At 68.7% G+C, this 22,428-nt stretch carries 23 protein-coding genes and 2 pseudogenes; 6 read left to right on the forward strand and 19 right to left on the reverse strand.

The genetic code is table 11. The features are described 5' to 3' along the window. Positions 1 to 18: 18 nt before the first annotated feature. Positions 19 to 618: a 1,4-alpha-glucan branching protein gene (locus ACFWBT_RS20930; protein WP_385702412.1), complete on the reverse strand. Its 600-nt coding sequence runs from the start codon at positions 616 to 618 to the stop codon at positions 19 to 21. Positions 619 to 676: 58 nt separating this feature from the next. Beyond that, positions 677 to 1,192, reverse strand: a complete 516-nt coding sequence (locus ACFWBT_RS20935; RefSeq protein ID WP_385702415.1) for a helix-turn-helix domain-containing protein — start codon at positions 1,190 to 1,192, stop codon at positions 677 to 679. A 118-nt stretch (positions 1,193 to 1,310) separates the two neighbouring features. Between ACFWBT_RS20935 and ACFWBT_RS20940 the strand changes: the two genes are divergently transcribed. Continuing rightward, complete coding sequence (locus tag ACFWBT_RS20940) at positions 1,311 to 1,802, forward strand: YbaK/EbsC family protein (protein WP_385702418.1); 492 nt, start codon at positions 1,311 to 1,313, stop codon at positions 1,800 to 1,802. Between the two features lie 121 nt (positions 1,803 to 1,923). Here the strand turns inward: ACFWBT_RS20940 and ACFWBT_RS20945 are convergent, their stop codons facing one another. From ACFWBT_RS20945 to ACFWBT_RS20970, 6 genes and pseudogenes are all read right to left on the reverse strand, one after another. Beyond that, on the reverse strand, positions 1,924 to 2,736 hold the full coding sequence (locus ACFWBT_RS20945) for a metallophosphoesterase family protein (protein WP_385702419.1): 813 nt from the start codon (positions 2,734 to 2,736) through the stop codon (positions 1,924 to 1,926). 66 nt (positions 2,737 to 2,802) lie between these two features. Then, complete coding sequence (locus ACFWBT_RS20950; protein ID WP_385702422.1) at positions 2,803 to 3,207, reverse strand: hypothetical protein; 405 nt, start codon at positions 3,205 to 3,207, stop codon at positions 2,803 to 2,805. An 831-nt stretch (positions 3,208 to 4,038) separates the two neighbouring features. Continuing rightward, positions 4,039 to 4,335: a hypothetical protein gene (locus ACFWBT_RS20955; RefSeq protein ID WP_385702492.1), complete on the reverse strand. Its 297-nt coding sequence runs from the start codon at positions 4,333 to 4,335 to the stop codon at positions 4,039 to 4,041. 102 nt (positions 4,336 to 4,437) lie between these two features. Further along, positions 4,438 to 4,539 (reverse strand): annotated as a pseudogene (locus ACFWBT_RS20960) (thiamine pyrophosphate-binding protein); the annotation flags it as partial. A gap of 90 nt (positions 4,540 to 4,629) precedes the next feature. Next, on the reverse strand, positions 4,630 to 6,330 hold the full coding sequence (locus ACFWBT_RS20965; protein ID WP_385702424.1) for an alpha-amylase family protein: 1,701 nt from the start codon (positions 6,328 to 6,330) through the stop codon (positions 4,630 to 4,632). Further along, positions 6,321 to 7,325 (reverse strand): TIGR03885 family FMN-dependent LLM class oxidoreductase, encoded by a 1,005-nt coding sequence (locus ACFWBT_RS20970; RefSeq protein WP_385702426.1) that lies wholly within the window; start codon positions 7,323 to 7,325, stop codon positions 6,321 to 6,323. Before ACFWBT_RS20970 ends, ACFWBT_RS20965 begins: the two co-directional genes overlap by 10 nt. 63 nt (positions 7,326 to 7,388) lie before the next feature. Here ACFWBT_RS20970 and ACFWBT_RS20975 point away from each other — a divergent pair, with 63 nt between their 5' ends. From ACFWBT_RS20975 to ACFWBT_RS20985, 3 genes and pseudogenes are all read left to right on the forward strand, one after another. Beyond that, positions 7,389 to 8,225 carry a pentapeptide repeat-containing protein gene (locus ACFWBT_RS20975; protein ID WP_385702429.1) on the forward strand — a complete coding sequence of 279 codons (837 nt, stop codon included), beginning with the start codon at positions 7,389 to 7,391 and terminating at the stop codon, positions 8,223 to 8,225. Between the two features lie 12 nt (positions 8,226 to 8,237). Next, positions 8,238 to 8,315 (forward strand): annotated as a pseudogene (locus ACFWBT_RS20980) (pentapeptide repeat-containing protein); the annotation flags it as partial. Then, the gene (locus ACFWBT_RS20985; RefSeq protein WP_385702486.1) at positions 8,301 to 8,546 is read left to right on the forward strand and encodes a pentapeptide repeat-containing protein; all 246 of its coding nucleotides are present in this window, start codon (positions 8,301 to 8,303) and stop codon (positions 8,544 to 8,546) included. The pseudogene ACFWBT_RS20980 and the gene ACFWBT_RS20985, both read left to right, overlap by 15 nt. Positions 8,547 to 8,701: 155 nt before the next feature. Here ACFWBT_RS20985 and ACFWBT_RS20990 read toward each other — a convergent pair whose 3' ends face one another. The 9 genes from ACFWBT_RS20990 to ACFWBT_RS21030 all read right to left on the reverse strand — a co-directional run bounded on the left by ACFWBT_RS20990 (position 8,702) and on the right by ACFWBT_RS21030 (position 18,023). Beyond that, entirely contained in the window at positions 8,702 to 9,187 is a 486-nt protein-coding gene (locus ACFWBT_RS20990; protein ID WP_385702431.1) for a hypothetical protein, read from the reverse strand. A 519-nt stretch (positions 9,188 to 9,706) separates the two neighbouring features. Then, positions 9,707 to 11,044, reverse strand: a complete 1,338-nt coding sequence (locus tag ACFWBT_RS20995; protein WP_385702489.1) for a ferric reductase-like transmembrane domain-containing protein — start codon at positions 11,042 to 11,044, stop codon at positions 9,707 to 9,709. A gap of 357 nt (positions 11,045 to 11,401) precedes the next feature. Then, entirely contained in the window at positions 11,402 to 12,277 is an 876-nt protein-coding gene (locus tag ACFWBT_RS21000; protein ID WP_385702433.1) for a PhzF family phenazine biosynthesis protein, read from the reverse strand. A 345-nt stretch (positions 12,278 to 12,622) separates the two neighbouring features. Then, entirely contained in the window at positions 12,623 to 13,819 is a 1,197-nt protein-coding gene (locus tag ACFWBT_RS21005) for an ABC transporter ATP-binding protein (RefSeq protein WP_385702435.1), read from the reverse strand. Between the two features lie 38 nt (positions 13,820 to 13,857). After that, positions 13,858 to 14,691 (reverse strand): carbohydrate ABC transporter permease, encoded by an 834-nt coding sequence (locus tag ACFWBT_RS21010; RefSeq protein WP_385702438.1) that lies wholly within the window; start codon positions 14,689 to 14,691, stop codon positions 13,858 to 13,860. Next, positions 14,691 to 15,632, reverse strand: a complete 942-nt coding sequence (locus ACFWBT_RS21015; protein ID WP_385702441.1) for a carbohydrate ABC transporter permease — start codon at positions 15,630 to 15,632, stop codon at positions 14,691 to 14,693. The genes ACFWBT_RS21010 and ACFWBT_RS21015 overlap by 1 nt, the downstream gene beginning before the upstream one ends. Next, positions 15,629 to 16,900 carry an ABC transporter substrate-binding protein gene (locus ACFWBT_RS21020; protein WP_385702444.1) on the reverse strand — a complete coding sequence of 424 codons (1,272 nt, stop codon included), beginning with the start codon at positions 16,898 to 16,900 and terminating at the stop codon, positions 15,629 to 15,631. Before ACFWBT_RS21020 ends, ACFWBT_RS21015 begins: the two co-directional genes overlap by 4 nt. A 388-nt stretch (positions 16,901 to 17,288) precedes the next feature. After that, complete coding sequence (locus ACFWBT_RS21025; protein WP_385702446.1) at positions 17,289 to 17,417, reverse strand: DUF6011 domain-containing protein; 129 nt, start codon at positions 17,415 to 17,417, stop codon at positions 17,289 to 17,291. A 129-nt stretch (positions 17,418 to 17,546) separates the two neighbouring features. Beyond that, complete coding sequence (locus tag ACFWBT_RS21030) at positions 17,547 to 18,023, reverse strand: hypothetical protein (protein WP_385702449.1); 477 nt, start codon at positions 18,021 to 18,023, stop codon at positions 17,547 to 17,549. A gap of 190 nt (positions 18,024 to 18,213) precedes the next feature. Here ACFWBT_RS21030 and ACFWBT_RS21035 point away from each other — a divergent pair, with 190 nt between their 5' ends. Further along, on the forward strand, positions 18,214 to 18,603 hold the full coding sequence (locus ACFWBT_RS21035; protein WP_385702451.1) for a hypothetical protein: 390 nt from the start codon (positions 18,214 to 18,216) through the stop codon (positions 18,601 to 18,603). Positions 18,604 to 18,889: 286 nt separating this feature from the next. On the opposite strand, the gene ACFWBT_RS21040 is transcribed toward ACFWBT_RS21035, so the two are convergent. Both ACFWBT_RS21040 and ACFWBT_RS21045 read right to left on the reverse strand, forming a co-directional pair. Further along, positions 18,890 to 19,717: a restriction endonuclease gene (locus ACFWBT_RS21040; RefSeq protein ID WP_385702452.1), complete on the reverse strand. Its 828-nt coding sequence runs from the start codon at positions 19,715 to 19,717 to the stop codon at positions 18,890 to 18,892. Between the two features lie 428 nt (positions 19,718 to 20,145). Further along, positions 20,146 to 21,285, reverse strand: a complete 1,140-nt coding sequence (locus ACFWBT_RS21045) for a PucR family transcriptional regulator (RefSeq protein ID WP_385702454.1) — start codon at positions 21,283 to 21,285, stop codon at positions 20,146 to 20,148. 86 nt (positions 21,286 to 21,371) lie between these two features. Between ACFWBT_RS21045 and ACFWBT_RS21050 the strand changes: the two genes are divergently transcribed. Further along, positions 21,372 to 22,427, forward strand: a complete 1,056-nt coding sequence (locus tag ACFWBT_RS21050; RefSeq protein ID WP_385702457.1) for a ferredoxin reductase — start codon at positions 21,372 to 21,374, stop codon at positions 22,425 to 22,427. The last annotated feature ends 1 nt before the right edge of the window (position 22,428 follow it).

Genomic DNA, 22,428 nt, shown 5'->3' on the forward strand with positions numbered 1-22,428 from the left:
CGGGAAGAGATCGCGCGCCTACCGTCTCCGCGCGACCTCTTCCCGCGGCGCGACGGCCGCCAGTACTCCGCGCGCAACCGTTCCGTCCGGCCAGATCCACCCGGCGACGAGGGATACGGACGACCTCTGCGCGGCCCCCGCCGGTCGCAGGACACGGTTGACCTGAACGTCAAGCCCGTCATCAGGGCCCGTTCCGTGCACCGTGACGGTCGGGTCGGGGGTGTCGCTCTTGGTCTGGTGCTGCGGCACGGCCTCGCCGCGCAGGAGCGCGCGCAACTGCGCCATCACCACCGGGTCATGGACGCCGTCGTAGATCCACCGAGTGCCGAGCACCCCATGCTCGGACGTGCCGATCAACGCCTCGCCGGGAACGCCCTCCAGCGCCGCACCGCGGTAGCCCAGCGGCACCACGTACGCCACCGGCTCCCGCGCGGTGGCATCCGCCACGACCGTGAACTCGATCCCGACCGCGCCGTCCGGATCGTCCAGACGGAACCCGCCGGCCTTGACCAGTTCCGGCGATTCCGCGTGGCCCAGGTACCAGCTCTGCTTCGGAAGCCAGCCGGTGAGCAGCTCCAGTTTGGTAGGCGTCATGGTGGTGCGATGGATGGCGGCCATGCCAGCTCCCTCATGCGTAGGTCTGGGCCCGTCCTACGAGAGACGAGCCGGTGACCTCTCATTGTGGGTAACGCACGACCAGCAGCGCCTCGACGTCGCCCGAGGGCGCCTCATACAGATGCGTCACGTCGGCGGCCCAACTGCCGTGCATGCCGGGGCCGATCAGGGCAGGCGCGGCGAGTGCACCGACACGTGCGGTGCCGGCGAAGACGATGATGTGCTCTGACGTGCCGGTCGCATGAGGGGCCGACTCCTGCCTCGACCCGGCACGGATGCGAACCCGGTAGGTTTCCGCGACCGAGCCGTCGGCCTCGAATCGCTCGATGAGGACGGCGTCAACGGCGTCACCGGAGATCTGGGCGGGGGACGGGAGATCACGCAGCGCGGCACTCAGCGGGACCTTGATCGCTGTCGTCACGGCGTAGAGCGTTTCCAGCGTGGGGTTGCGGCGACCGCTCTCCAATTCGGACAGTGTCCCCTTGCCGATGCTGGACCTGCGAGCCAGTTCGGACAGGCTCAAACCCTGCGCTTCGCGCAACTCCCGCAACCGCAGGCCGACGCGGGTCAGGTCCATGGCGCCTCCACTTCTCGCCGGGGGCTGGTTGCTCCATCTCCCTGAAGGCCTCTATCGTTCCATAAACAGAACGTTCTGTTTACGGAACGCAGACGGTGCCACCGCACGAAGGAGTCACATGGCGCCCCAAGAAGGCACGTCCCTGCCCGTTCGCACCATGGAGGTGGCCCGCGTCCTCGCCGCGGCCGGAATCGTGAGCGAGGTGCGCGAACTCGCGGAATCGACCCGCACCGCCGCCGAAGCGGCCGCGGCCCTGGGCTGCGATGTGGGCGCCATCGCCAACAGCCTCGTGTTCATCTCGGACGACGAAGCGGTGCTGGTGCTGACCAGCGGTCGGCACAAGGTGGACGTGACGGCTCTTGCCACCCGGTGGGGACGTGGCAAGCTCCGGCGCGCCACCCCGGAACAGGTACGCCGGGCCACCGGGCAGGCGATCGGAGGCGTGGCTCCCGTCGGCCATCCTCGGCCGCTTCCCACCGTGGTCGACGAGGCGCTGAGCGACTACCCCCGGCTCTGGGCCGCCGCCGGAACTCCCCACACGGTCTTCCCCACCACCGTCGCCGAACTCCTCCACCTCACGGAAGGAATCCTGCTGCCTGTCGGCCCATGACCAGGCGTGTCGCCGAGGCGGGCAGGTCCCGGTCCCGGTCCCGCAGTGACTGTCGGCGGCGTCCCCGTAGAGGATCGATACACCGTTCCGTGCACGATCGACAGGTCATGGCGGCGCGCGGTCAATTCACGAAGATCCGGGTCTCCGCCTCCACGACGATCTGTTCCGGATCGGGCGCGTTCGACAGGGTGTCCGCGTAACGCTCCGCGTCCGGGTCGGCGGCGCGGCGGGCGCGCGCGATAGCGTCCGCGACGTCGTAGCGGCTGGTCCTGAGCCGGACATCGGGGCCCAGCAACGCCCAGTACGCGGTGCCCGGTTCACCCGTGTGGTACGGGAGCCCGACGCTGCCAGGGTTCACACTGCGCAGGCCCGCCACGGCGCGGTCGAACTGGAGGTGCGCGTGTCCGGTGACCAGGACCCGCGCGTCGATGGCCCCGGACAGCTCCGCGAACCTCTCGGGCGGGGTCCCCGGTGTGACCAGTTCGTGGTCACTGCGCGGTGAACCGTGACAGAAGTGCACCGGTCCCAGCCCGTCGACCTCGACGACGACCCCGAAGGGGAGGCGGTCGAGGAAGGTGACCGCCTCGGGCGAGTGCTGTGCGGCGACCCATGACTGACGCGGGGTGTCGGCGACCCGCGCGGCCGTGCCGATCTGCGCGGCGTAACGGTCGCCGTTGCCCCGTACGCACAGGGCGCGCCCGCCCAGCGCGACGATCCGTTCGTACGTCTCCTGCGGCTGCGGCCCCCAGGTCAGATCGCCGCAGAGGACGACTAAGTCGGCCGCGGCGACGTCCGGTTCGGCGAGCACCGCGTCGAGGGCGGGGATGTTGGCGTGTACATCGGAGAGCACGGCGACCCGGGCGACGGGACCGTAGCGGCGTGGCGGTCCCTCCCAGTTCGCCGGACCATACATTTCGACGTCGTCGTCGGGCATCGATGCCTTCCTCTGATGGCAGGGGGCTTCCGTGGTCGGGCAGGGCCAGGTGCGTTCAGCGGTCCGTCACGGCGGCGGTCGGGGCCCGGCGGTGCGGACCACCTGGGCCCCACACCGAGCGGTTCTTGGACGACCCTTCAGCTCGGCGAGCCGTTCCGCCGCGGTCGTGCCCGTCCGTTCCGGACCCCGAGTGTCGCGGAGCGCGACGAAGAGGCAGGGCGGGTCGGACTCGAGAATGTCCACGGCCCGGATGACCGCCGGCGGCGCCGAGTTGCTCCAGTGGCGCCACACGCGCGCGTCGACCCGCACCGTCAGGGCGCCGAGGGGCTCGAAGCCGTGCCCCGCCAGGAAGGCGAGCGCGGGTTCGACACGTCGCCCGACGACGGCGTCCGGCTTGAACATCACGAAAGTCGACCGCAGCAACGCCCGGTCGGCCGTGTCCGTCTCCCAGCCGTCCAGTGGAGCCGCCATTCCCCCGAAAATCGACGTCATCGGGATAGGTGCGGCGCCTTACCGGATCATGAGTCCGGGGAGCCCTCAACCACTCGTGGACTGTCACGCTCCTCCGGTATTCCGCTCGTCCGCCGGGCCTGATACAGCACAGGTGCGGCACGCCAAGTCATCTGTGTGCAAGACAACTTGCATCGGCGTCATGAACCGTTCGAGGGCGATATCGCTGAGGCTACGGTCCATGACCGACCGCATCAAGGAGGGTCATCACGTGAGCGTGACCTTCAAGCAGGTCAAGGTCCGCCCGAAGCCGGGCAAGTGATCGTCCGTCGGATGAGATCGGGATCCGGATCCGGGCCCGTTCGCCCTCCAGTGGTCCTGGTCGCGTCCGTCTTCGGCTACCACGGAGTCCCCTGGCCCCCGTGCTCCGTCCACGTTCGTGCAGCAGGGCGGAGCCGGCGTTGACTGATACACCGACCGGAACGGACGTCGAAGTGTCGGCCTGGACCATCCTCGCCCTGCTCGACGCCGGGCCCGGGATGTCGCGGAAGGCCATCGTACGAGCCGCCCGCGAGAGCCGCCACAAACTCGCCGCGACCCTGCTGAGCCCGGGGGCCGAGGACTGCCAGGCCCTCACCGGGGCGGAGGTGGCAGGACTGCGCCTGCACCGGCAACGCATCGACCACTACCGCCGGATCTGGTCGCAGTTGCGGACGGCGGCGCCCGGTGTCTCCCTGCTGTACGTGCGAGCCGTCAACGGCCGCGTCGTCCTTGTCCAGCAAGCCCGCGGCCCGCAGCTCGGCCGGCAGCACCTCGTCCCCCACCCGCTCGCTACGGCGCACCGGCCAGAGATCAACGGCTCAAGGGTTGGCGCTGAGCCAGCCCGATCAACCCCGTGGCAAGCAACATCACAACAGCACCGGACATCGTCACCACGAAGCGGATATCTGGCGTGCTGATCAGCAAGCCGCCCACCAGCTGAGCGACCAGCGCGGCAGTCATGGTGAGCTGCGCCCAACCGAAGAGGGCCGGGCGGACGATCCGGCTGCGCAACCACGGCGGCAGCCAACCCCGACCAAGGGTGGCGGCTGCCCCCCAGGCGACGAGCAGTGCCATCAAGCCGAGCGACGCGGCAACGTACGAACTCATGATCGACCCTCCGGCTCCGGAGGGGAATCTTGGCACACACTCCGTGCACTGCCTACCGAGCCGCGCAGCGCCGATGGCCGACCCCGTCTGCATTCCTCCTCGGCCCGGTCCCACCTTCCCCACGCACACCCCCAGGGTCCCCGAGAGCTGCGACTGCGCTCCGGCGGCGAATGCTGCGGCTTCCGCGTGCCGGCACCCGACCCAGGTCGCCGGGCCCACGATCTTCTCCTTCCGGGACAGCAACTACGGCCCACTGAAGTTCTGATCAGGTCTCCGAGGGGGCACAGGACAAGCTCAGTCGGAAGCGACCCTTTCGGGGTCATCCGCCGGGGTACCGACGCGCAACCATCGGTATCCGTAGGGAGGCAGTTCGACGCGGAGCAGACCGTCGTCGGGCACCGTGAGAGCTGCGTGTCCTTCGGCGAGCAGGTCTGTCAGCGTCCCGCCGGGACCGGCCTCCGGCAGCCGCAGCTCTGCGGTGACCGGCCGACCCGCGAAGTTGTGCAGGGCCAGGACCTTCCCGTCGGTGGTGCAGCCGATGTGTGCCAGCACAGCGCGCTCCCCCGTCTCCACCAGGCGGTACTCACCCCAGGCCAGCTCGGGAGTCTCCCGGTAGCGCTCGACGAACAGCCGCATCCGGCTCAGCAGCGAGCCGGGGTCGCGGCTCTGCTCGTACACGTTGACCTTCCGGGGTGCGAACGCTCCGTCCGTCAGCGGGTTGGGGAAGGTGTCCGGCTCGGCGGTGGAGAAGCCGGCGCCCTCCTCCGGGGTCCATTGCATGGGCGTGCGTACGCTCTGACGGCCCTCGGCGGTCAGGTTCTCTCCCATGCCGATCTCCTCGCCGTAGAAGAGCACGGGAGTACCCGGCAGGGTGAAGAGCAGGCTGTAGGCGAGTTCGACGCGGCGTCGGTCGCCGTCGACCATGGGTGGCAGCCTGCGGCGCAACCCCCGGTCGTACAGTTGCATGCTCTTGTCCGGGCCGAAGGACGCGAACACCTCAGCGCGTTCGTCGTCGCTCAGCTTGTCGAGGGTGAGCTCGTCATGGTTGCGCACGAAAGTCGCCCAGTGGGCGTCCTTCGGGGCCGCAGGGCGTTCCCGCAGCGCGGCGGCCAGCGGTCCCGCGTCCTCGCGTGCCATCGACAGGTACATCTGCTGCATCCCGACAAAGTCGAAGCACATGGTGAGCTCGTCGCCGCGGTCCGAGTCAGGGTCGCCGAAGAACCGGGCGAGGCCCTCGTAGGGCAGATTGACCTCGCCGAGCAGCACCGACTCACCGTTGCGGCGGCCGAGGAAGGCGCGCAGGTCGGCGAGGTACTCGTGCGGATTCGGCAGCGCCCCGGCGTCCTCCTGCCCGTCCGTCTCCAGCAGGAAGGGCACGGCGTCGACCCGGAAACCGGACAGCCCGAGCTCCGTCCAGAAGCCGATGACGCGTGCTATCTCGTCGCGCACCTCGGGGTTGGCGACGTTGAGGTCGGGCTGCTGTTTGTAGAAGCGGTGCAGGTAGTACTGGCCACTCCCCTGGTCGTACTCCCACAGGCTGTCCTCCGCGTCGGGGAACACCACGCCCTTGGGGCCGTCCTCGGGGGGCGCGTCCCGCCAGACGTACCAGTCTCGGTGGACGGAGTCCCGGCCTGAGCGGGCATCGTGGAACCAGGGGTGATCCTCGGAGGTGTGGTTGACGACGAGGTCGGCGATCACGCGGATGCCCCGGTCCTTGGCGGTGCGGACGAACTCAGTGAAGTCGCCGAGGGTTCCCAGGCGGGGGTCGACACCGTAGAAGTCCGTGATGTCGTATCCGTCGTCGCGTTCGCGTGTCGGATAGAAGGGCATCAGCCACACGCAGGTCACGCCGAGGCGCGCCAGGTGGTCGATACGCTGCGTGAGGCCTGCGAAGTCGCCGATCCCGTCGCCGTTGCCGTCCTGGTACGTCTCGACGTCCAGGCAGTACACCACCGCGTTCTTCCACCACAGGTCGGACGTGCGCGTCAGACGCATCGGTACTCCTTCGCCGTGGCGGGAAGCGGGCGGGTGACGTCGAGCTGTGGCAGTACCTCGGCCCCGAACGTGTCGATGAACAGGCCTTGTTCACGGCCCACGTGGTGGAGCATCACCACGTCGAAACCGAGCTCTGCGTACTCCTGCAGCCAGGCGGTGTGCCGGCCGAGGTCGGACGAGACGTTGACGGTGCGCGCTACGTGCTCGGGTGTGACGCCCTCGCTGACGATGTCGAACAGTTCCACGGAGTCCAGGTCCCAACTCGCCGGGGGTGAGTGCACGTTGGTACGCCACTGATCGTGCGCCAAGGACAGGGCCTCGTCCTCGTCGGGCGCCCAGCTCAGGTGCACCTGAAGGTGCAGGGGCCCGCGGCCGCCCGCGTCGCGGTACGCGTCGGCGATCTCGCGCAGCCGTTCACGCGGTGCGTTGACCGTGATGAGGCCGTCCGCCCACTCGGCGCACCAGGCCGCGGTGGCCGTACTGCACACGGCTCCGATGAGCGGCGGCGGGGCGGACGGCATCGTCCACAGCCGGGCCCGGTCCACGGTCACCAGTCCGTCGTGGCTGACCTCCTCCCCCCGCAGCAGTGCACGGATGACGTCGACGCATTCCCGCAGCCGCGTGTTGCGTATGTCCTTGCGGGGCCAACGTGCCCCTGTGATGTGCTCGTTGGAGGCCTCGCCGCTGCCGAGTGCCACCCAGAACCTGCCCGGGTACATTGAGGCGAGGCTGGCCACCGCCTGGGCGATGATCGCCGGGTGGTAGCGCTGGCCCGGCGCGTTCACCACGCCGAACGGCATCTGATGGGTGGCCTGGAGCGCGGCGCCGAGCCACGACCAGGCGAATCCGGACTCCCCCTGCCGGACACTCCACGGCGAGAAGTGGTCCGAGCACATAGCGGCAGCGAATCCCGCGCGTTCCGCTTGCACCACGGCGTCGAGCAGATCCGCGGGCGGGATCTGCTCGTGCGAGGCGTGTAATCCATAGACAGTCATGTTGGAGCGGGTACCCCCGCGATCGTCCCCCAGCGGGGACCGGGCCTCCACGCTCCCGAAAAGTTGCAAACCGTCGGACTGGCTTCGCAGACGGACGCCGCCGACAACCAGTGGACGGGCCGCAACTCTTCTACAAGCAGTCCCGGCTTCTCGCCTCTGCGAGCTGCGGCAGTGATGGTCACCCCCGCCGGATCGGTCAAGCTCCTGGACTTCGGCATCGCGCACTTCGTCCGCGAGCCGGACCGGGAGCTCCGGCTCACCACCGACGGGCAGGCGATCGGAACTCCCGACTACATCGTCCACACCCCGTCCGGCTTCCCGCAGCGCCGGGCCCTCCCCGCACGCCCGACCGTCCTTCTCGGCGACACGGATCCAGGCCGAACCCGGACCGCATCCGTGTCGGTGTCCGCATCCGTGTCGGTGTCCGTGTCCGTGTCCGTGTCCGTGTCCGTGTCCGTGTCCGTGTCCGCGCCAGGGCAAGCCCCCACCCGACCCATGCCAGTACCAATGTCCGTCCTGGACCACCTCCGTGAACTCGCCGACTGGCAGCGCGAGCACTCGGAGGCCTGTCGGGACCCGCGTAGCCCCGCCGTCAAAGAACTGCGCCACCTCGTCGAGGAACTGGCCTCCCTTCCCGAGGACCTGCTCGCACACACCGACCTCTCCGGCCTCAACCTGGACGGCGCAGTTCTCATCCACGGCCGGCTGGCCGGGGCGCGACTCGAGGGCACGCAGCTCTCCTTCGTCCTCATGCCTTCCGCCGACCTGCGGGGCGCGCGCCTCACAGGCGCCGACCTGGCCGGTACATGCCTGGGCTCCGCCAACCTGGCCGGTGCGGACCTGTCGTCGGCCCAGCTCTACGCCACGCACCTCACCGAGGCGGAGATGACGGCAGTTTGACTTCAGGGAGCGAATCTCGCGGCTGCCATCATGTCCGACGCCAACCTCTCGGGAGCCGATCTTCGTGGCACGGTCCTGCACGGTGCCTCGCTACGCGCGGCACGCTGCACACACGCCGATCTGTCGGGGGCCGACGTGCGCGGCGCCGATCTGGCCGGCGCCGATCTGAGCGGCGTGAGGTGGTCCGTAGAGACGCTCTGGCCGTTCGAACCGTCGGCGCTGCGGCGAATGCCACCACCCTCGGACGCACCCGGAGGATTCGTCCTGCCCAACTCTCACACCTCACCAGAGCTTCGACGCTTGCTGGACGGCGACCATTAGCCCAACGGGACTTCTGCGGCGTCGCTGCTCTCGACGAGCATGTGCAGGGAGCTGGGTCGGAACAGCAGCTCGCGCAGTACGCACGGCCCATGCGGGGTGAGGCATGAACTGTGGAACGCACGCAGGCAGGACACCGAACATGTTCGCACGACCGGTCAGGGTGCGGTGCGGCAGTCGTAGACCGTGAGCGAGAGTGCTTTCACAGCGGTCCGGGCGCGCTTTTTGTCCAGCCCCTCATCAATGATCTCCAGTGCGTCGGCGGCGGAGATCCGAACGACGCGGGGAAGAGCGTCGTAGGCGGCGAGCCGATACGCCAGGATCCGGCGGGCCCTCTGTTCCCTGTCGCTCACCCCGCCAGGGATGACCGGGAAGACAGCGGCCTCGTACAGCGCGACGCCCATGACGACCACGTCCGCGATGCCTTCCGCGGCCACGTCGGTCTGGACGCTCGGGAGGGGAGCCACCGCAATGCGGCTGTGGACCAAGCCTCCGAAGCCGACGCCCACAGCCGTGGTACCCGCTCCCACCGCAGCCGCCGTCCACCCGCCGAAAACGAAGCCGAAGCAGGCCCCGCCGACCACCACGCACACCACCATCATGGTGAGGAACACGTAGGCGCGGGTGCAGGCCGAGAGCTTCATGACCAGCAGTATGCAGACGCTCCCCGACCACGCTGCAGCGGGTCCGGGACCAGCCGATGCGTGCCGGCCCCATGCGACGGATCCACCGCCACGGCGTAGCGGGTTCCCCCCGGCGTCGGCACCGTGACCGACATTCCCGCCGACTGCTCTCGGCCGCTGATCCGCAGGTTGATGGCCGCTTGTCAGGAGGGCTCGATCACCTTCCTGTACGACCAGGACCTCTACCAATCCGTCTGAAGACGGCCCCCGGCGCCTTTCCGCGGCCACTGTTCAGCTGGCCGGAGCCACCAGCTCGATGCCTCATCGCCGCCCGGGTACGCCGGCCATTCGACCAGTGAGGACGCAAACAGGTCCAGCCCCGGTGTTGCCGGCCGAGGCCTGGTAGGCGAGCCGACTCGCCTACCAGGCGGACCGAGGACAGCCTGAGTATGTCGGTGTCCCTCTCAACGAAGCGGTTGGAATGTGAGGGAGTCGGTCCTCATGTACCGCCCGATCCGTATCCACGCTGCGTGCCAGACCTCAGGCCAGGCCGAACTTCTCGGCATGCATCTGCCGAGGGGCAACTCCCAGACTCCGCAGGCCGCTCAGCACGGCCGAGGTCATGGCAGGCGGGCCGCAGACATACACGTCACGTTCGGTGATGTCGGGGACGAGCGCGAGGAGACTGTCTGCTCTCAACGGCGACGCCCCCTGCCTCGTGGGGCCTGTGAGCAGGTGCAGCCGCCCTCCTCGGGCTGCGGCGAGTGCGCGCACCTCGTCCACCAGCACGGCGTCCCGCTCATTGCGGACCCGGTAGAGCACGACGACATCGCCGGCGGCTTCCTCCTCCAGCAGGGCCCGAACGGGCGTGATCCCCACGCCGCCGGCGATCAGCAGCACCCCGGGCCGCGTGCGATGCAGGGAGGTGAACGCTCCGTACGGCCCCTCGAGGTACGCGCGGGTCCCGACCGGGAGATGCCGCAGGCCGGTGCTCGCGCCGCCGACCGCCTTCGCCGTCAGGCGCAGTCCGCGGCCGTCGGGCGCCGCCGACAGCGAGAAGGGATTCGCCGACCACCAGTGGCTGTGTCCAGGGAACCGCCAGATGAAGAACTGCCCGGCCCGGGCGGGCAGCCTGTCGAGGTGGCGGCCGGTCACGTGTACCGACACCACGTTGTCCGACTCCGGCACCACGGCCGCCACCCGGAACCGGTGGAACGCGTTGCGCCACACCGGCACGCCAATCCGCCCGACCAGCAGGGCGCCGAAAGCGAACAGCCACAACGCCCACCAGTAGACCTTCGCGAACGCGGAGGACGTGAAGGTCGTTGTCTCCCTCAACTGGTGGACGAACGACAGCCCCAGTGCCACATACAGCAGCAAATGCAGTCCGTGCCAGATCTCGTAGGGAAGCCGCCGTCGAAGGGGGCGAGTGGAGACCGCGGCGATCACCACGATGACGCCCGCCGCCAGCATGCCCAGGAGGGAAGCAGGCACCCCGGCAAGCGCCAGGAAGGTCTTCGCCATCGACGCGTCGTCGAGCGTCGCGAAACCGAGCACCACCAACGTGGCGTGGGTGAGGACGGTCCACAGCAGAGTGAAGCCGACCCACCGGTGCCACACCGTCAACCGGTCCATGCCGATGCGACGGTCCAGCCACGACAGCCTGGCCACCAACAACAGTTGGAACAGCATCAGCAAGGCGGCGTGCAGCCCGAAGAACTTGGCGGTGGTGAGCACCCCGTTCTTCCCGGCACCGGCGCTGATGAACAAGACCTCGACTGTCACCACGTTGACGACGACGAACGTCCACAGCGCCCATCGCGCCGCATCGACCGGAAGCACGGTGCTTCTCGGCACCTGATGATCAGCGGCCACCATCGTTTCCCCCCATACCCCGTCATCGCTGCGCGGCCGCACTCGCGACCGGCGCCCACGATGTCACCAAGACCGGGATTCCACACTGTTGCGGACCCCCTCGGGGGATACGGAAACCGACCCCGTCCCGGTTCACCCAGAATCTCGAAAATCTGGACGGCCATCCGGATGCCGCCCCCTGTGGCCCAGGAGTCGTCGTCACATGTCACACCCGACCAGGGCACTTCGACAAGATCGTGTCATGAACTCTTTCGACGTCGAGGTCCGCGCGGTGATCTGCTCAACGAACAGCATCGAGAGCGTCGGCGCCCCCACGGGCGGGCGATACGGGACTTGTGTCCGCCCCGTCTGACCGGCGCTTCAGCTGATGCGAGCTCCCGTGCCACTGACACGGACACGCGGGTCACCCGCGTGCAGCGTCACCGTGAGTTCGCCGGGGCGGCCCAGGTCCTCGCCCTGATGCAGGGTGAGGACGGCGTCCTCGGGGACCAGGCCGAACTCACGGGCGTACGCACCGAACGCGGCGGCCGCGGCGCCGGTTGCCGGGTCCTCGACTACGCCGCCGACGGGGAACGGGTCACGGACATGGAAGACGGTGGCCGACTCTCGCCACACCAACTGGACCGTGGTCAGGTCCAAGCGGTGCATCAGGGCTTCGAGGCGCGCGAAGTCGTACGCGAGATCTGCGAGGCGCGCGCGGGTCGCCGCCGCGAGAACGAGGTGGCGGGCACCGGCAAAAGCGATATGGGGCGGAAAGGTCGGGTCGAGATCGACGGGCGGCCAGCCGAGCGCGGTGAGCGCCTCCGCGAGGTCGGCGTCGGCGATCTCCTCGACGTGCGGCTCCACACTGGTGAGTGTGGCCCTGACGGTCGCGCCCTCCTCGGCCACCTCCACCGGCACGACACCGGCGCGCGTCGCGAATACCAGCTCTCCTGGGCCGATGCGCTCGGCGAGCGCGACGGCGGTCGCGACGGTGGCGTGCCCACAGAACGGCACCTCGGCCTTCGGGCTGAAGTAGCGGATGCTGTACGCCCGCCCCTCTTGGCCGCCGAGGCCCTCCGGGGGCGCGGTCAGGAACGCGGATTCCGAGTATCCGAGGTCGGCGGCGATAGCCAGCATGTCGCTGTCGTCCAGGGCGGTGGCATCCAGAACGACACCGGCGGGGTTTCCGCCGTCAGGGGTGCTGGAGAAGGCGGTGTATCGCAGGACCTCGGGCTGCGGCGCATGCATCGTCATACGTGCGGCAACGCGGGGCGGGCCCGCGGCTATTCCTAGACGCGAGTAGGGGCGGGCATGGGCCCCTTCGCCGAGTCGCACATCCATGCAGACCCACGCCTTTCTCGCCACCTTCGGGAGCCGTGGTGAACAAGGCCGTCGACAGCAATCTGGTCTGCGACGAGGCTGACGATCCGGTCGTATGACTCAGTGCGGTCTGCTTGAGCGAGGCGACGGCGCCGAACGGGCCATGGCCGTCGCCGCTGGACCTGGCGTCGGAAGGCGCCTCTTGCGCGCCCGGGCCGCATTCGTGGGTCGGCCGGCCCGCAGATGAACGGTTGCATTGACCCGTCCCGCTTCAATGGGTCAGTCGACAGGCTCGTCGGACAGGGTCAGGTTGGCCCCGGAGGCCGGGTCGAAAACGTGCATCTTGGCGGTGTCCACCCAGAGCTCGGCACGGCTGCCCTCGCGCACCTGCGTGGAGGCGTTGAGACGGGTGACGATCTGGTGCCCGCCCGCGCCGGTGTCGGTCATCCCCGAGTCGGCCGCGAGCTCGGCGAGTTCGGAGGTGGCGGTGGGCTGCCACTCGTCCTCGGTGAAGTAGGCGTAGACATCGGATCCCAGGGATTCGACCACGTCGATGTCCACGCTGAAGGTCGTACCCGCTCCGACCCTGCCTTGTTCCACCAGGGCGGCGTCCTCGAAGGCCTCCGGGCGCAGGCCCACGATCAGGTCCCGGGGGGCGTCGTGGCGCTCGAGGGTGCGGCGCAGCCGGTCGCCGAGGTCGAGGTCGCCCACCGAGGTGCGCAGGCGGTTCTCCTCCACGGTGGCGTGCAGGAAGTTCATTGCGGGCGATCCGATGAACCCGGCGACGAAGAGGTTTTTCGGCTGCTCGTAGAGATGTTGCGGGGTTCCGATCTGCTGCACCACTCCCCCGCGCATCACCACCACCCGGTCGCCGAGGGTCATGGCTTCGGTCTGGTCGTGGGTGACGTAGACCGTGGTGCTGCCCAAGCGTTGCTGGAGGCGGGAGATCTGGGTGCGCATCTGGACGCGGAGCTTCGCGTCCAGGTTGGAGAGCGGCTCGTCCATCAAGAACGCCTTGGGGTCGCGCACGATGGCACGCCCCATCGCCACCCGTTGGCGCTGACCGCCGGAGAGGTTGGCGGGTTTGCGGTCCAGATGCTCCGTCAGGTCCAGGATGCGGGCGGCCTCTTCGACCTTCTCGCGGATGGCCGCCTTGTCCATTTTGGCCAGCCGGAGTGCGAAACCCATGTTTTCGCGCACAGTCATGTGGGGGTAGAGGGCGTAGCTCTGGAAGACCATGGCGATGTCACGGTCCTTCGGCGTTTTGTCGTTGACGACCTGTCCGTCGATCAGGAGGGTGCCCTCGGTGATGTCCTCCAGCCCGGCGATCATGTTGAGGGTGGTGGACTTACCACAGCCGGAGGGACCGACGAGGATGACGAACTCGCCGTCCCCGACACTGAGGTTGACGTCCTTCACCGCCATCGCGCCATCGGGGTAGCGCTTGGTGATGCCTTCGAGAACGATCTCTGCCACGGTCGGTCCTTCTTGTCCTGACGAACGGCTGTCGCCGGTCAGCCCTTGACGGCTCCGGAGGTGAGCCCGGCCACGATGCGCCGCTGGAAGAGCAGCACGAAGACGATGATGGGGATGGTGATCACCACGGCGGCGGCGGCGATCGAACCGGTGGGCTGAGCGAACTGACTGCTCCCGGTGAAGAAGGCGATGGCCGCCGGCACGGTCCGGGCCGCCGAGGTCGAGGTCAGTGAGATCGCGAAGAGGAAGTCGTTCCAGCAGAAGATGAACACCAGGATCGCCGTGGTGAACACGCCCGGCGCCGCGAGCGGAGCGATCACCAGCCGGAACGCCTGCGCCGGCGTGGCACCGTCCACCTTGGCCGCCTTCTCCAAGTCCCAGGGGATCTCCCGGAAGAAGGCCGACAGGGTGTAGATGGCAAGCGGCAGCGAGAAGGTCATGTACGGGATGATCAAACCGGTCCAGGTGTCGAAGATGCCGATGATCCGCTCGATGTTGAACAACGGCGAGACCAATGAGATCGGCGGGAACATGGCGATCAGCAGCGACATGCCGATCAGCAGGCTCTTTCCGGGGAACCGGAGCCGGGCGACGGCATAGGCCGCCATGGTGCCCAGCACCACAGCGATCACCGTGGAGATCAGGGCGATGCCGATGGAATTGATCAGCGAGCGGGTGAATTCGGAGGTCTGGAAGATCCCTCGGTAGTTCTCCCACGTCCATTCCGTCGGGATGAAGCTGCCGTCGGTGAGGGTGCTGGGTTCCTTGAAGGACAGAGCGATGATCCACCAGACCGGGAACAGGGCATAGGCGATCACCAGGATGTTGACCACGGCCCACCCCGACTTCCGTCGCCGTCCGGTGGCGGACATCAGCGTCCCCCTTCCTGGGAGCCGGGGGCGGCTGCCCCGAACAGTTTGATGAAGGCGAAGGCGATCACTGCCACGCACAGGAAGATGAGTACGGAGATGGCCGAGCCGATGCCGAGGTTGAGCGCGGTGAAGAGGTTGTCGTAGCCCAGGATGGACACCGAGCCGGTGTCGTGCGCGCCGGCCGTGAGGATGTAGATGTTGTCGAAGATCCGGAAGGCGTCCAGGGTGCGGAAGAGCAGGGCGACCAGGATGGCCGGCTTCATCAGGGGGACGGTCACCAGGAAGAAGCGCTGCCAGGCTCCGGCGCCGTCGACCTGGGCCGCGCGCAGCGTCTCCTCCGGCACCAGGGCGAGCCCGGCGAGCAGCAGCAGGGCCATGAACGGGGTGGTCTTCCACACCTCGGCCAGGATGATCAGGCCGATGGCCGGCCACTGTTCGGTGAGGGGAGCGTCGCCCGAGGGCAGGAGATCGGCCAGGTAGCCGGTTTCCGGGGTCCAGGCGTACTGCCAGGAGTAGGCGGCGACCACGGTGACGATGCCGTACGGGATCAGGATGGCGGTACGAACCGTCCCGCGGCCGAAGATGGTGCGGTGCATCACCAGCGCCAGGACGAATCCGAGGACGAGTTCCACGACCACGGAGACCGCGGTGATGAACACCGTCACCCACAGGGCGTCCCACCAGAACTCCGAGGACAGTACGGCGCCGTAGTTGCTGAGGCCGACGAACTTCGCTTGTTGCGGGAAGCGCAGGTCATATCGCTGGAGTGAGAGGTAGATCGCGTAGACGATGGGGTAGGCGGTGACGGCGAGCATGACGATCACGGCCGGTGCGCACAGCAGCCAGCCCAACCGGCGCTCCTGCCGGGCCCCTTCGGACAGAGCGCGGTTGTCTTTGGGTGCCGATGCGTCCTGAGGGGCGGTCGGAGCCGACTGGGTCATGGGATCAGCCCCTTCGATTCGAGGGCGTCCTCGATCTGGTCACTGATCTTCTGCACGTCCGGCCTCGGTTCGATCCCGTTCGGCGGCGACAGGGTGTGCGAGATCGCGATGGACACGTTCTGGTAGGCGGGGGTCTTGGGCCGGATGCTGGCGTTCTCCAGGGCCGCCAGAACGGTGGAGGCGAAGGGGTAGTTCTTGACCAGGGCGGGGTCCGAGTAGAGCGAGCGGAGCGTGGGTGGGAGCCCGCCCTCGAGCGCCGCGGTCAATTGGTTCTGTCGGTTCCGCAGGCACAGCGCCGCCTCGAAGGCGAACTCGGAGTGACGGGAGTAGGCGCCGATGGCCAGGTCGATGCCGCCGATGGTGGGCTTGGCCGGACGACCCTCTTGGATCCCCGGGTAGGGCGCCCACCGGAACTGCTCGAAGAGCTTGGGGTTGTTGGCCTTCATCGAGGGATACACGAAGGGGTAGTTGATCTCGAAGGCGGCGGTTCCGGACTCCATGGCCAGCCGGTTCTGGTCCTCCATCTGGTTGGACAGGGACGGGTCGGCGGCGGCCGAGGTGGCCAGGTCCTTCATGACGGAGGCCGCGCGCACGGCGGGTGGGCCCAACCTGGGAGCCGTGGCGGTGGCGTTCAGGATGGAGCCGCCGGCGCTCTCCACCAGCGAGTTGAACCAGACCGTGAGTCCTTCGTACTGTGCGCCCTGGATCTCCACGTAGTGCGGCTTGCCCCGCTTCGCCAGACCTTCGGCCATCCGGATCATCTGGGCCCAGGTCTTGGGCGGAGTGGGGACCAGGTCCTTGCGATACCAGAGCAGTTGGGTGTTCGTGTTGTACGGGACGGCGTACAACCGGCCCTTCCACGTGGCCGTCTGCAGCGGGACCTCCAGGGTGTCCCGGGTCGCCGCGGTGCGGTGGTCCCCGGTCCACGGCTGGATCCACTTGGCTTCCGCGAACTCGGCGGGCCAGGTGACGTCCAGCCCGATGATGTCGACCGTGTCGTCCTCGGCGGCCAGTCGGCGCACCAGTTGCTGGCGCTGCCCGTCCGCGGTCCGGGGCAGCTTGTTGTAGCTGATTCGGTAGCGCCCGCCGGACTGTTTTGAACAGGCATCGGCCGCACTGGCCAACGCACCTGAATCATCAGGAAAGTTGTACCAGTTGAGCGTCACCGGTCCGCCACCTCCGGTATCGCAGCCGGCCAGCAGAGCTGCCGACAGGCACAGAGCGAGGAGAACCCGCAGGAGGCCACGGATGCCGGACAGACGCGCCACCCTCACACTCCTTCCGGACCAGTACGAGAAGTCCGGACAGAGCAGAGGAAAGTCCGGACCCGCGACAAGCTAGGCCAGCACCCCGGCTTCACCCTGCGCGCCTCACCGACCGGTCATCCGATCGGCCGCACCGAGCACGGCACACACCGCACGGCAGTCGCGCTGACATCGGCCTCCGGGTCTGGCTGCCGACTCTGGCGCGCACGCCCGACCGTCATCCGGCGCGGGCCCGGACGACCTGCCGGGCGACCGCCCAACGCGTCGTGAACCGGATGGCTCTCGCCGCGAGCGCGCCCTATAGCCCTTGGACCTGAAGGCCCGGGTGCACACCCGGGCCTTCACATCGCAGGTATCGGCGTCCCGTCAGGCGCGCTGGGGTGCGCGCTTCTCAGCGGGTTCGGGCCTTCTCATGGACGCGAGAACGGGTCCGGCCGGTCTTCGCCGCACAGCCCGGACCGATACCGGCCGCGATCGACTTCTTCGAGGGGAGGATCCGCGGGCATTCCGAGCACCGCACCGGTTCGTCCGAAACGACCGCCGGGACGATCCATGCCGATGCGGGGAGGCCGAAGAGAACCGGCTCCTCTTCACTCCCTGTGCTCCTATGTCCAGGATGCCCGACCGTTGCGCCCGACTCGCGTCCTGGTCAGAGTGCCGGAGTACCAGTGAGGTCCCAGCGGAATTCGCCCTTACCGTCGTCTGCGGTGTCGTACAGCAAGGTGGCGTCGGTGGTCAGGGGCGGAGCTGCGCTCGTCCACGTCGTCTCGCAATACAGGTTGAAGCCCTGAGTTGAGTTGACCTCGTCGGTAAAGTCGCAGACAGCTCCCTTTCGGACGACGTCGTACCTCTCCAACCGCACGTGAAGGTCCAGGTTGTTGAACTTGTAGCTGCCAGCGTCTTGCCACCAGAAGCTTGCAAAGGCCCGGTATACGCCAGTGGTGTCCTGCTGGACGCACAGCTTGATCTGGATGTCGACGTCTAGCCCAGTGGTCCCGATCTCGACCTTCTGCATTGCATGGCACTGCTGGCGCTCGACAGATGCGTTGGCCGGAGTGGTCAGACCGATGATGGGAGCCAGGGCTATGGCCGAGACTCCTACAGCGCGGAGCAGATGTAATCGCATGCTTCCCTTTCCTCGGATCGGATCATTCGTTCGAACGATCTGGCCGAGGGTAACCGATCCATCAAGAGCAACCCTCCTGATTTCTATGCGAGTTGAAAGGAGCGATGTGTTCGGCCACCGCCACATCTCCGATGGTCGGACGGAACCGTGGGCACCCGTCAAACCGCCCCAACCCCAACCCGGCGAGCCCATGCGGTCACAGCATTGGACTGGCGCGATCGTGATGGAGCCGGAGTCGGTGTTCGCCGCCAGCGGTCTCGTCCGCGCGCTCGGCCCTGTACCGGCGCCGATGACTGTCGAGGCGGTCGTGGGCCACGTAGAGGCCCTCAGCGCCGCGCTGGGCCGGACCCTGGACGGGACGATGGACGGTGCGCTGCTGGAGCGCGCCCGCGCCGTCCACCGCGCTTCCATGGCCGACTACGTCGCCCAGCGCGGCATCCTCGCCACCGGTGCCGGAGAGCTGGCCAGCCTCTTTCGCGAGCCCACCCTCCAGGAGCAGTTCGACCACGCCGGGGAGCAGCTGCTGCTCGTCGTAGGGATGGAACTGCTGCGCCGCCGCACCCGCCCGGCCGGACGGTAGAGGCCGCGTACCTTGTCCGGTCCTCCTGGGGTGGGACGACGACCACCATCGGCTCAGCCGGTCGCGTCCTCGGGCTCGGCGCCGGTTGCTCGCGGCTGTGGTGGCGCCGGGAAAGCCGCCGGGCCGGCCGAGCCGTGGCTACGCCACGGTCTACCGCGCCAGCCTCCTCGTCGCGGGCATCTGCCTCTGGTCCGCCCGCTGAACGAAACACAAGCGCATCGTCGCAGGCAGCGGTCCCGCCGGCGTCAGCAGGCCCGAAGATCGAACATCCACCAACTGGCCAGCCTCAGGCCGCCGACGGCTGCGCCTCCCACGGCCGCGGTCCCGCATCCTCCTGCCAGCGCCGCAGTTGCGGACCGTCGACGCACACGATGCCGCACTGCTCTGCGTAGTCGAGCGCGGGGGCGGTGAAGTCACTGGTGGTGACCACGACGGCGACATCGGCGCCGTGAACGGTGAAGCAGGTGCCGCCGAAGCGCTGCAGCTCCTGTGAGCCGACCCGGTTGCCGTCGCAGTACCGCTTGCACTGGATGACGACCGAGCGCCCGTCGGGCGTCCTCGCCACGACGTCGGCGCCCAGGTCCCCGGCCCCGCCCACGACGTCCACGTCGAGACAGCCGTCGCGCCGGCACAGTTCGGCCACCGCCTGTTCGAACTCGTCCGGGTCCAGGGCCTCATAGGCAATCTCCACCGTGTCCGCGGGCGCCTCGGGCACGGTCTCGGGAAGCAGGACGCTGGGATCCGTGCCGAGGCCGCCGCCGCAGGCGCCGGCCCCGGCGGGGACCAGGCCGACGGCGGGAGCCGGTGACGCCGCGTCGAGCGCTTCGACCGCCGTCTGCGTGGCTTCGTCCAGGGCTACGGCCGCGCGGCGCGCGATCCTCACCGCCGATATGCGGCGCCTCCCGCGGCAGCCGGCCATGACGGCGCCTACGCCTACAAGGGCCAGCGCCACAGCCCAGGCGGGACGGTGCACCGCGGCCGCAGCCGCGGTGCGGGCGGCCGCGCCCACCAGAGCGAGGATGACCGCGAGGAGGGCGAAGTAGAGGGCCGTCGCCCGGAGTTCGAACCGGCGGGAGCGGCGCGCGGTACGCCGGGCGCGTGCGGGAACGGCCATGGTGATGTTTCCTCCCCTGGGACGTCAACGAAGATCAATTCGCGTCTTCCCAGGCAGCGGCCGTTCTACCGAGTTCCGTCGTGCATGCCTCTTCCAGCCCGACGGCAGGCGCGGGCTCGCTGCCTGTCGGGCCAGATGTCCTCGGCCCCGGTGCGATTCGCGCCTGAACGTGGCGTGAGCCTTAGGCCAGGGGCAGGCGCCCGAGCCGTCGGCCTCGATCGGCCTGTGCCTCCAGCAGGGCAGCCACGTCCGGTCCTCTCTTCCCGCGCGGCCGAGGACGGGCCAACTGCTGCAGTGGTCGAACTGACTGGTCGGTGCGCCGGTCGAGCGCACCGACGTCGACGCCCGTGCCGTTCGCGCCGGTCTGCTCGGTGACCTGGTATTCCCGGACTGCTCGCGGACGCGGGCGTGGACGGTCGAAGTGCGCGTCAGCTGACCCGAAGACCGACCGCCAGCGTCAGTTCAAGGACCCGGTGTGGCGATGCGAGATCCGGAAACAGCTCCCGCAGCTGCGACATCCGGTACCGGACTGTCTGGGGATGGACGAACAACACCGCCGCCACCTCGTCCCGCCTGCCCTGGTGCAGCAGCCACGCTCGCAACGTCTCCTCCAACCGCCGTGCGGTCGCGACAGGCAAGGTCCGCAACGGTGCGAGGGCTCGGGCACGCAGGTCTGCGAACGCGTCCGCGTCGGCGCTCAGCACCAGCTCTGGCAGGTGGTGCTCGGTGTCGCGAATATCAGAGGAGAGGGAGCGCGCGCGTACGGCTCGTGCGTACGAGGCGGACGCACGAGTCCATGGCCGGGCCGGGCCGACCACGGCGGTGCGGTCGGTCAGCTGCCGCAAGAGATGTGATCGGTCGGCATCGGGGACGAGCAGCACACCGGTGGCATCCGGCAGATCGTCGAGGACGAGGGTGCTCGGGTCGAGCGCGCGGTAGGCAGGCCGGGCCTGGGCGGCGGGCAGCAGGACCGCGGTCAGCGAAACCGGAGGCTGCCACCCGGCCCGTTGAGCAGAGGCCAGCAGCACGTCCGGGCTCGCGCCGGCGAGGAGGTCGCGGGCCAGGTGTTCCAGGTGGCGCTCGTGGTCCCTGCCCCGGGCGGCCAGTTCGTCGGCGTGGCCCGCGGCGCTCGCGGCGGAGAGCTCGTCGATGTAGGCGAAGGTCAGCTCGGCGAACTTGGCGACCTCGGCGGCGGGCAGACCTGTGGGTACGGCACCCGCTGCCAGGCATCGCCAGGCCACGCGGGCGCCGACGCGGTAGGCGCTGAGAAGGGCGTCCATCGAACGGCCGTCGCGCACCTCGCCGCGGCCCAACTCGTAGGCTGCGTCACCGGCGTCGCCGCCAGTGGCGTTCCCGCTCGCGAGGTCCAGGTAGTGCCCCAGGGCGGTTCGGACGGCTCGGCGGATGGTGGCGCCCATGTGGCCCGAAAGGGCGTTGGCGTAGGGAGGGACCTCGTCGATGATCGCCTGGACGACCTCGTCGGCGGTGCTCTTCAGCGCGGCCCGCAGTGCGGTGACCGTCGTCTCATCCAGGGCCAGTTCGCTGGCCCTCCGGATTGCATGGCTCACGTTTTGTTCCCTGCGAACAATTCAGCCGACCAGATTTACGTCCTGCGGTCAGGACTTTACGCCCTGAGGCGCAGCAAGCTGGAGTCATGACGAGTACAGCCCTTCGCAGCGGGGCGTGGAAACTGCTGGAGATGGTCACGACGCCGCTATTGCCGTCGGACTACCTCGACCTGGTCAGCCCACTGCGTGCGGGCGCCGACCTGCGTGGGCGCATCGAGGCCGTGCACCCCGAGACGGGTGACGCCGCGACCATCGTGATCAGACCGGGACGGGGCTGGCGCGGCCACACAGCCGGTCAGTACGTGCGGATCGGGGTCGACGTCGACGGGGTGCGCCTGTGGCGTGCCTACTCCATCACCTCGCCCACAAACCGCCAGGACGGCCGCGTCACGATCACCGTGAAGGCGATCCCGGACGGCAAGGTCAGCAACCACCTGGTCCGCAAGGCGAAACCGGGCACGCTGATCCAGCTCGACCAGCCGACCGGTGACTTCGTACTGCCGCAGGCCAAGCCCGCCAAGATCCTCTACCTGACGGCCGGCAGCGGCATCACGCCCGTGATGGGCATGCTGCGCGACACCGAGTTCGACGACGTCGTCATGGTCCACTGCGCGCCACAGCCGCAAGACGTGATCTTCCGCAACGAACTGCACGACCTGGTCGCGGACAAGAAGCTGCGGCTCACCGAGGTGCACACCGACACGGACGGCATGCTCGACATCGCCCGTCTCGACGAACTCGTGCCCGACTGGGCCGAGCGCGAGACCTGGGCTTGCGGGCCCGCAGGCCTGCTCGACGCCGCCGAAGAGCACTGGACCGAGCACGGCGTCCAAGAGCGCCTGCACACCGAACGCTTCCGCCCCAGCATCGTCGTCGCCGGCGACGGCGGCGAGGTCACGTTCAGCGCTACCGGAAAGACCGTCGACGCGGACGGCGCCACGCCGTTGCTGGACGTCGGCGAGGAGGCCGGCGTGCTCATGCCGTCCGGGTGCCGCATGGGCATCTGCTTCGGCTGCGTCACGCCGCTCAAGGCCGGCGCCGTCCGCGACCTGCGCACCGGCGAGATCACCGAGGCCGAGCCGGGCGTCCTCATCCAGACCTGCGTGTCCGCCGCTGCGGGCCCCTGCGACATCGAACGGTAGG

The sequence above is a fragment of the Streptomyces sp. NPDC060027 genome, from assembly GCF_042737005.1.
GTDB lineage: Bacteria > Actinomycetota > Actinomycetes > Streptomycetales > Streptomycetaceae > Streptomyces.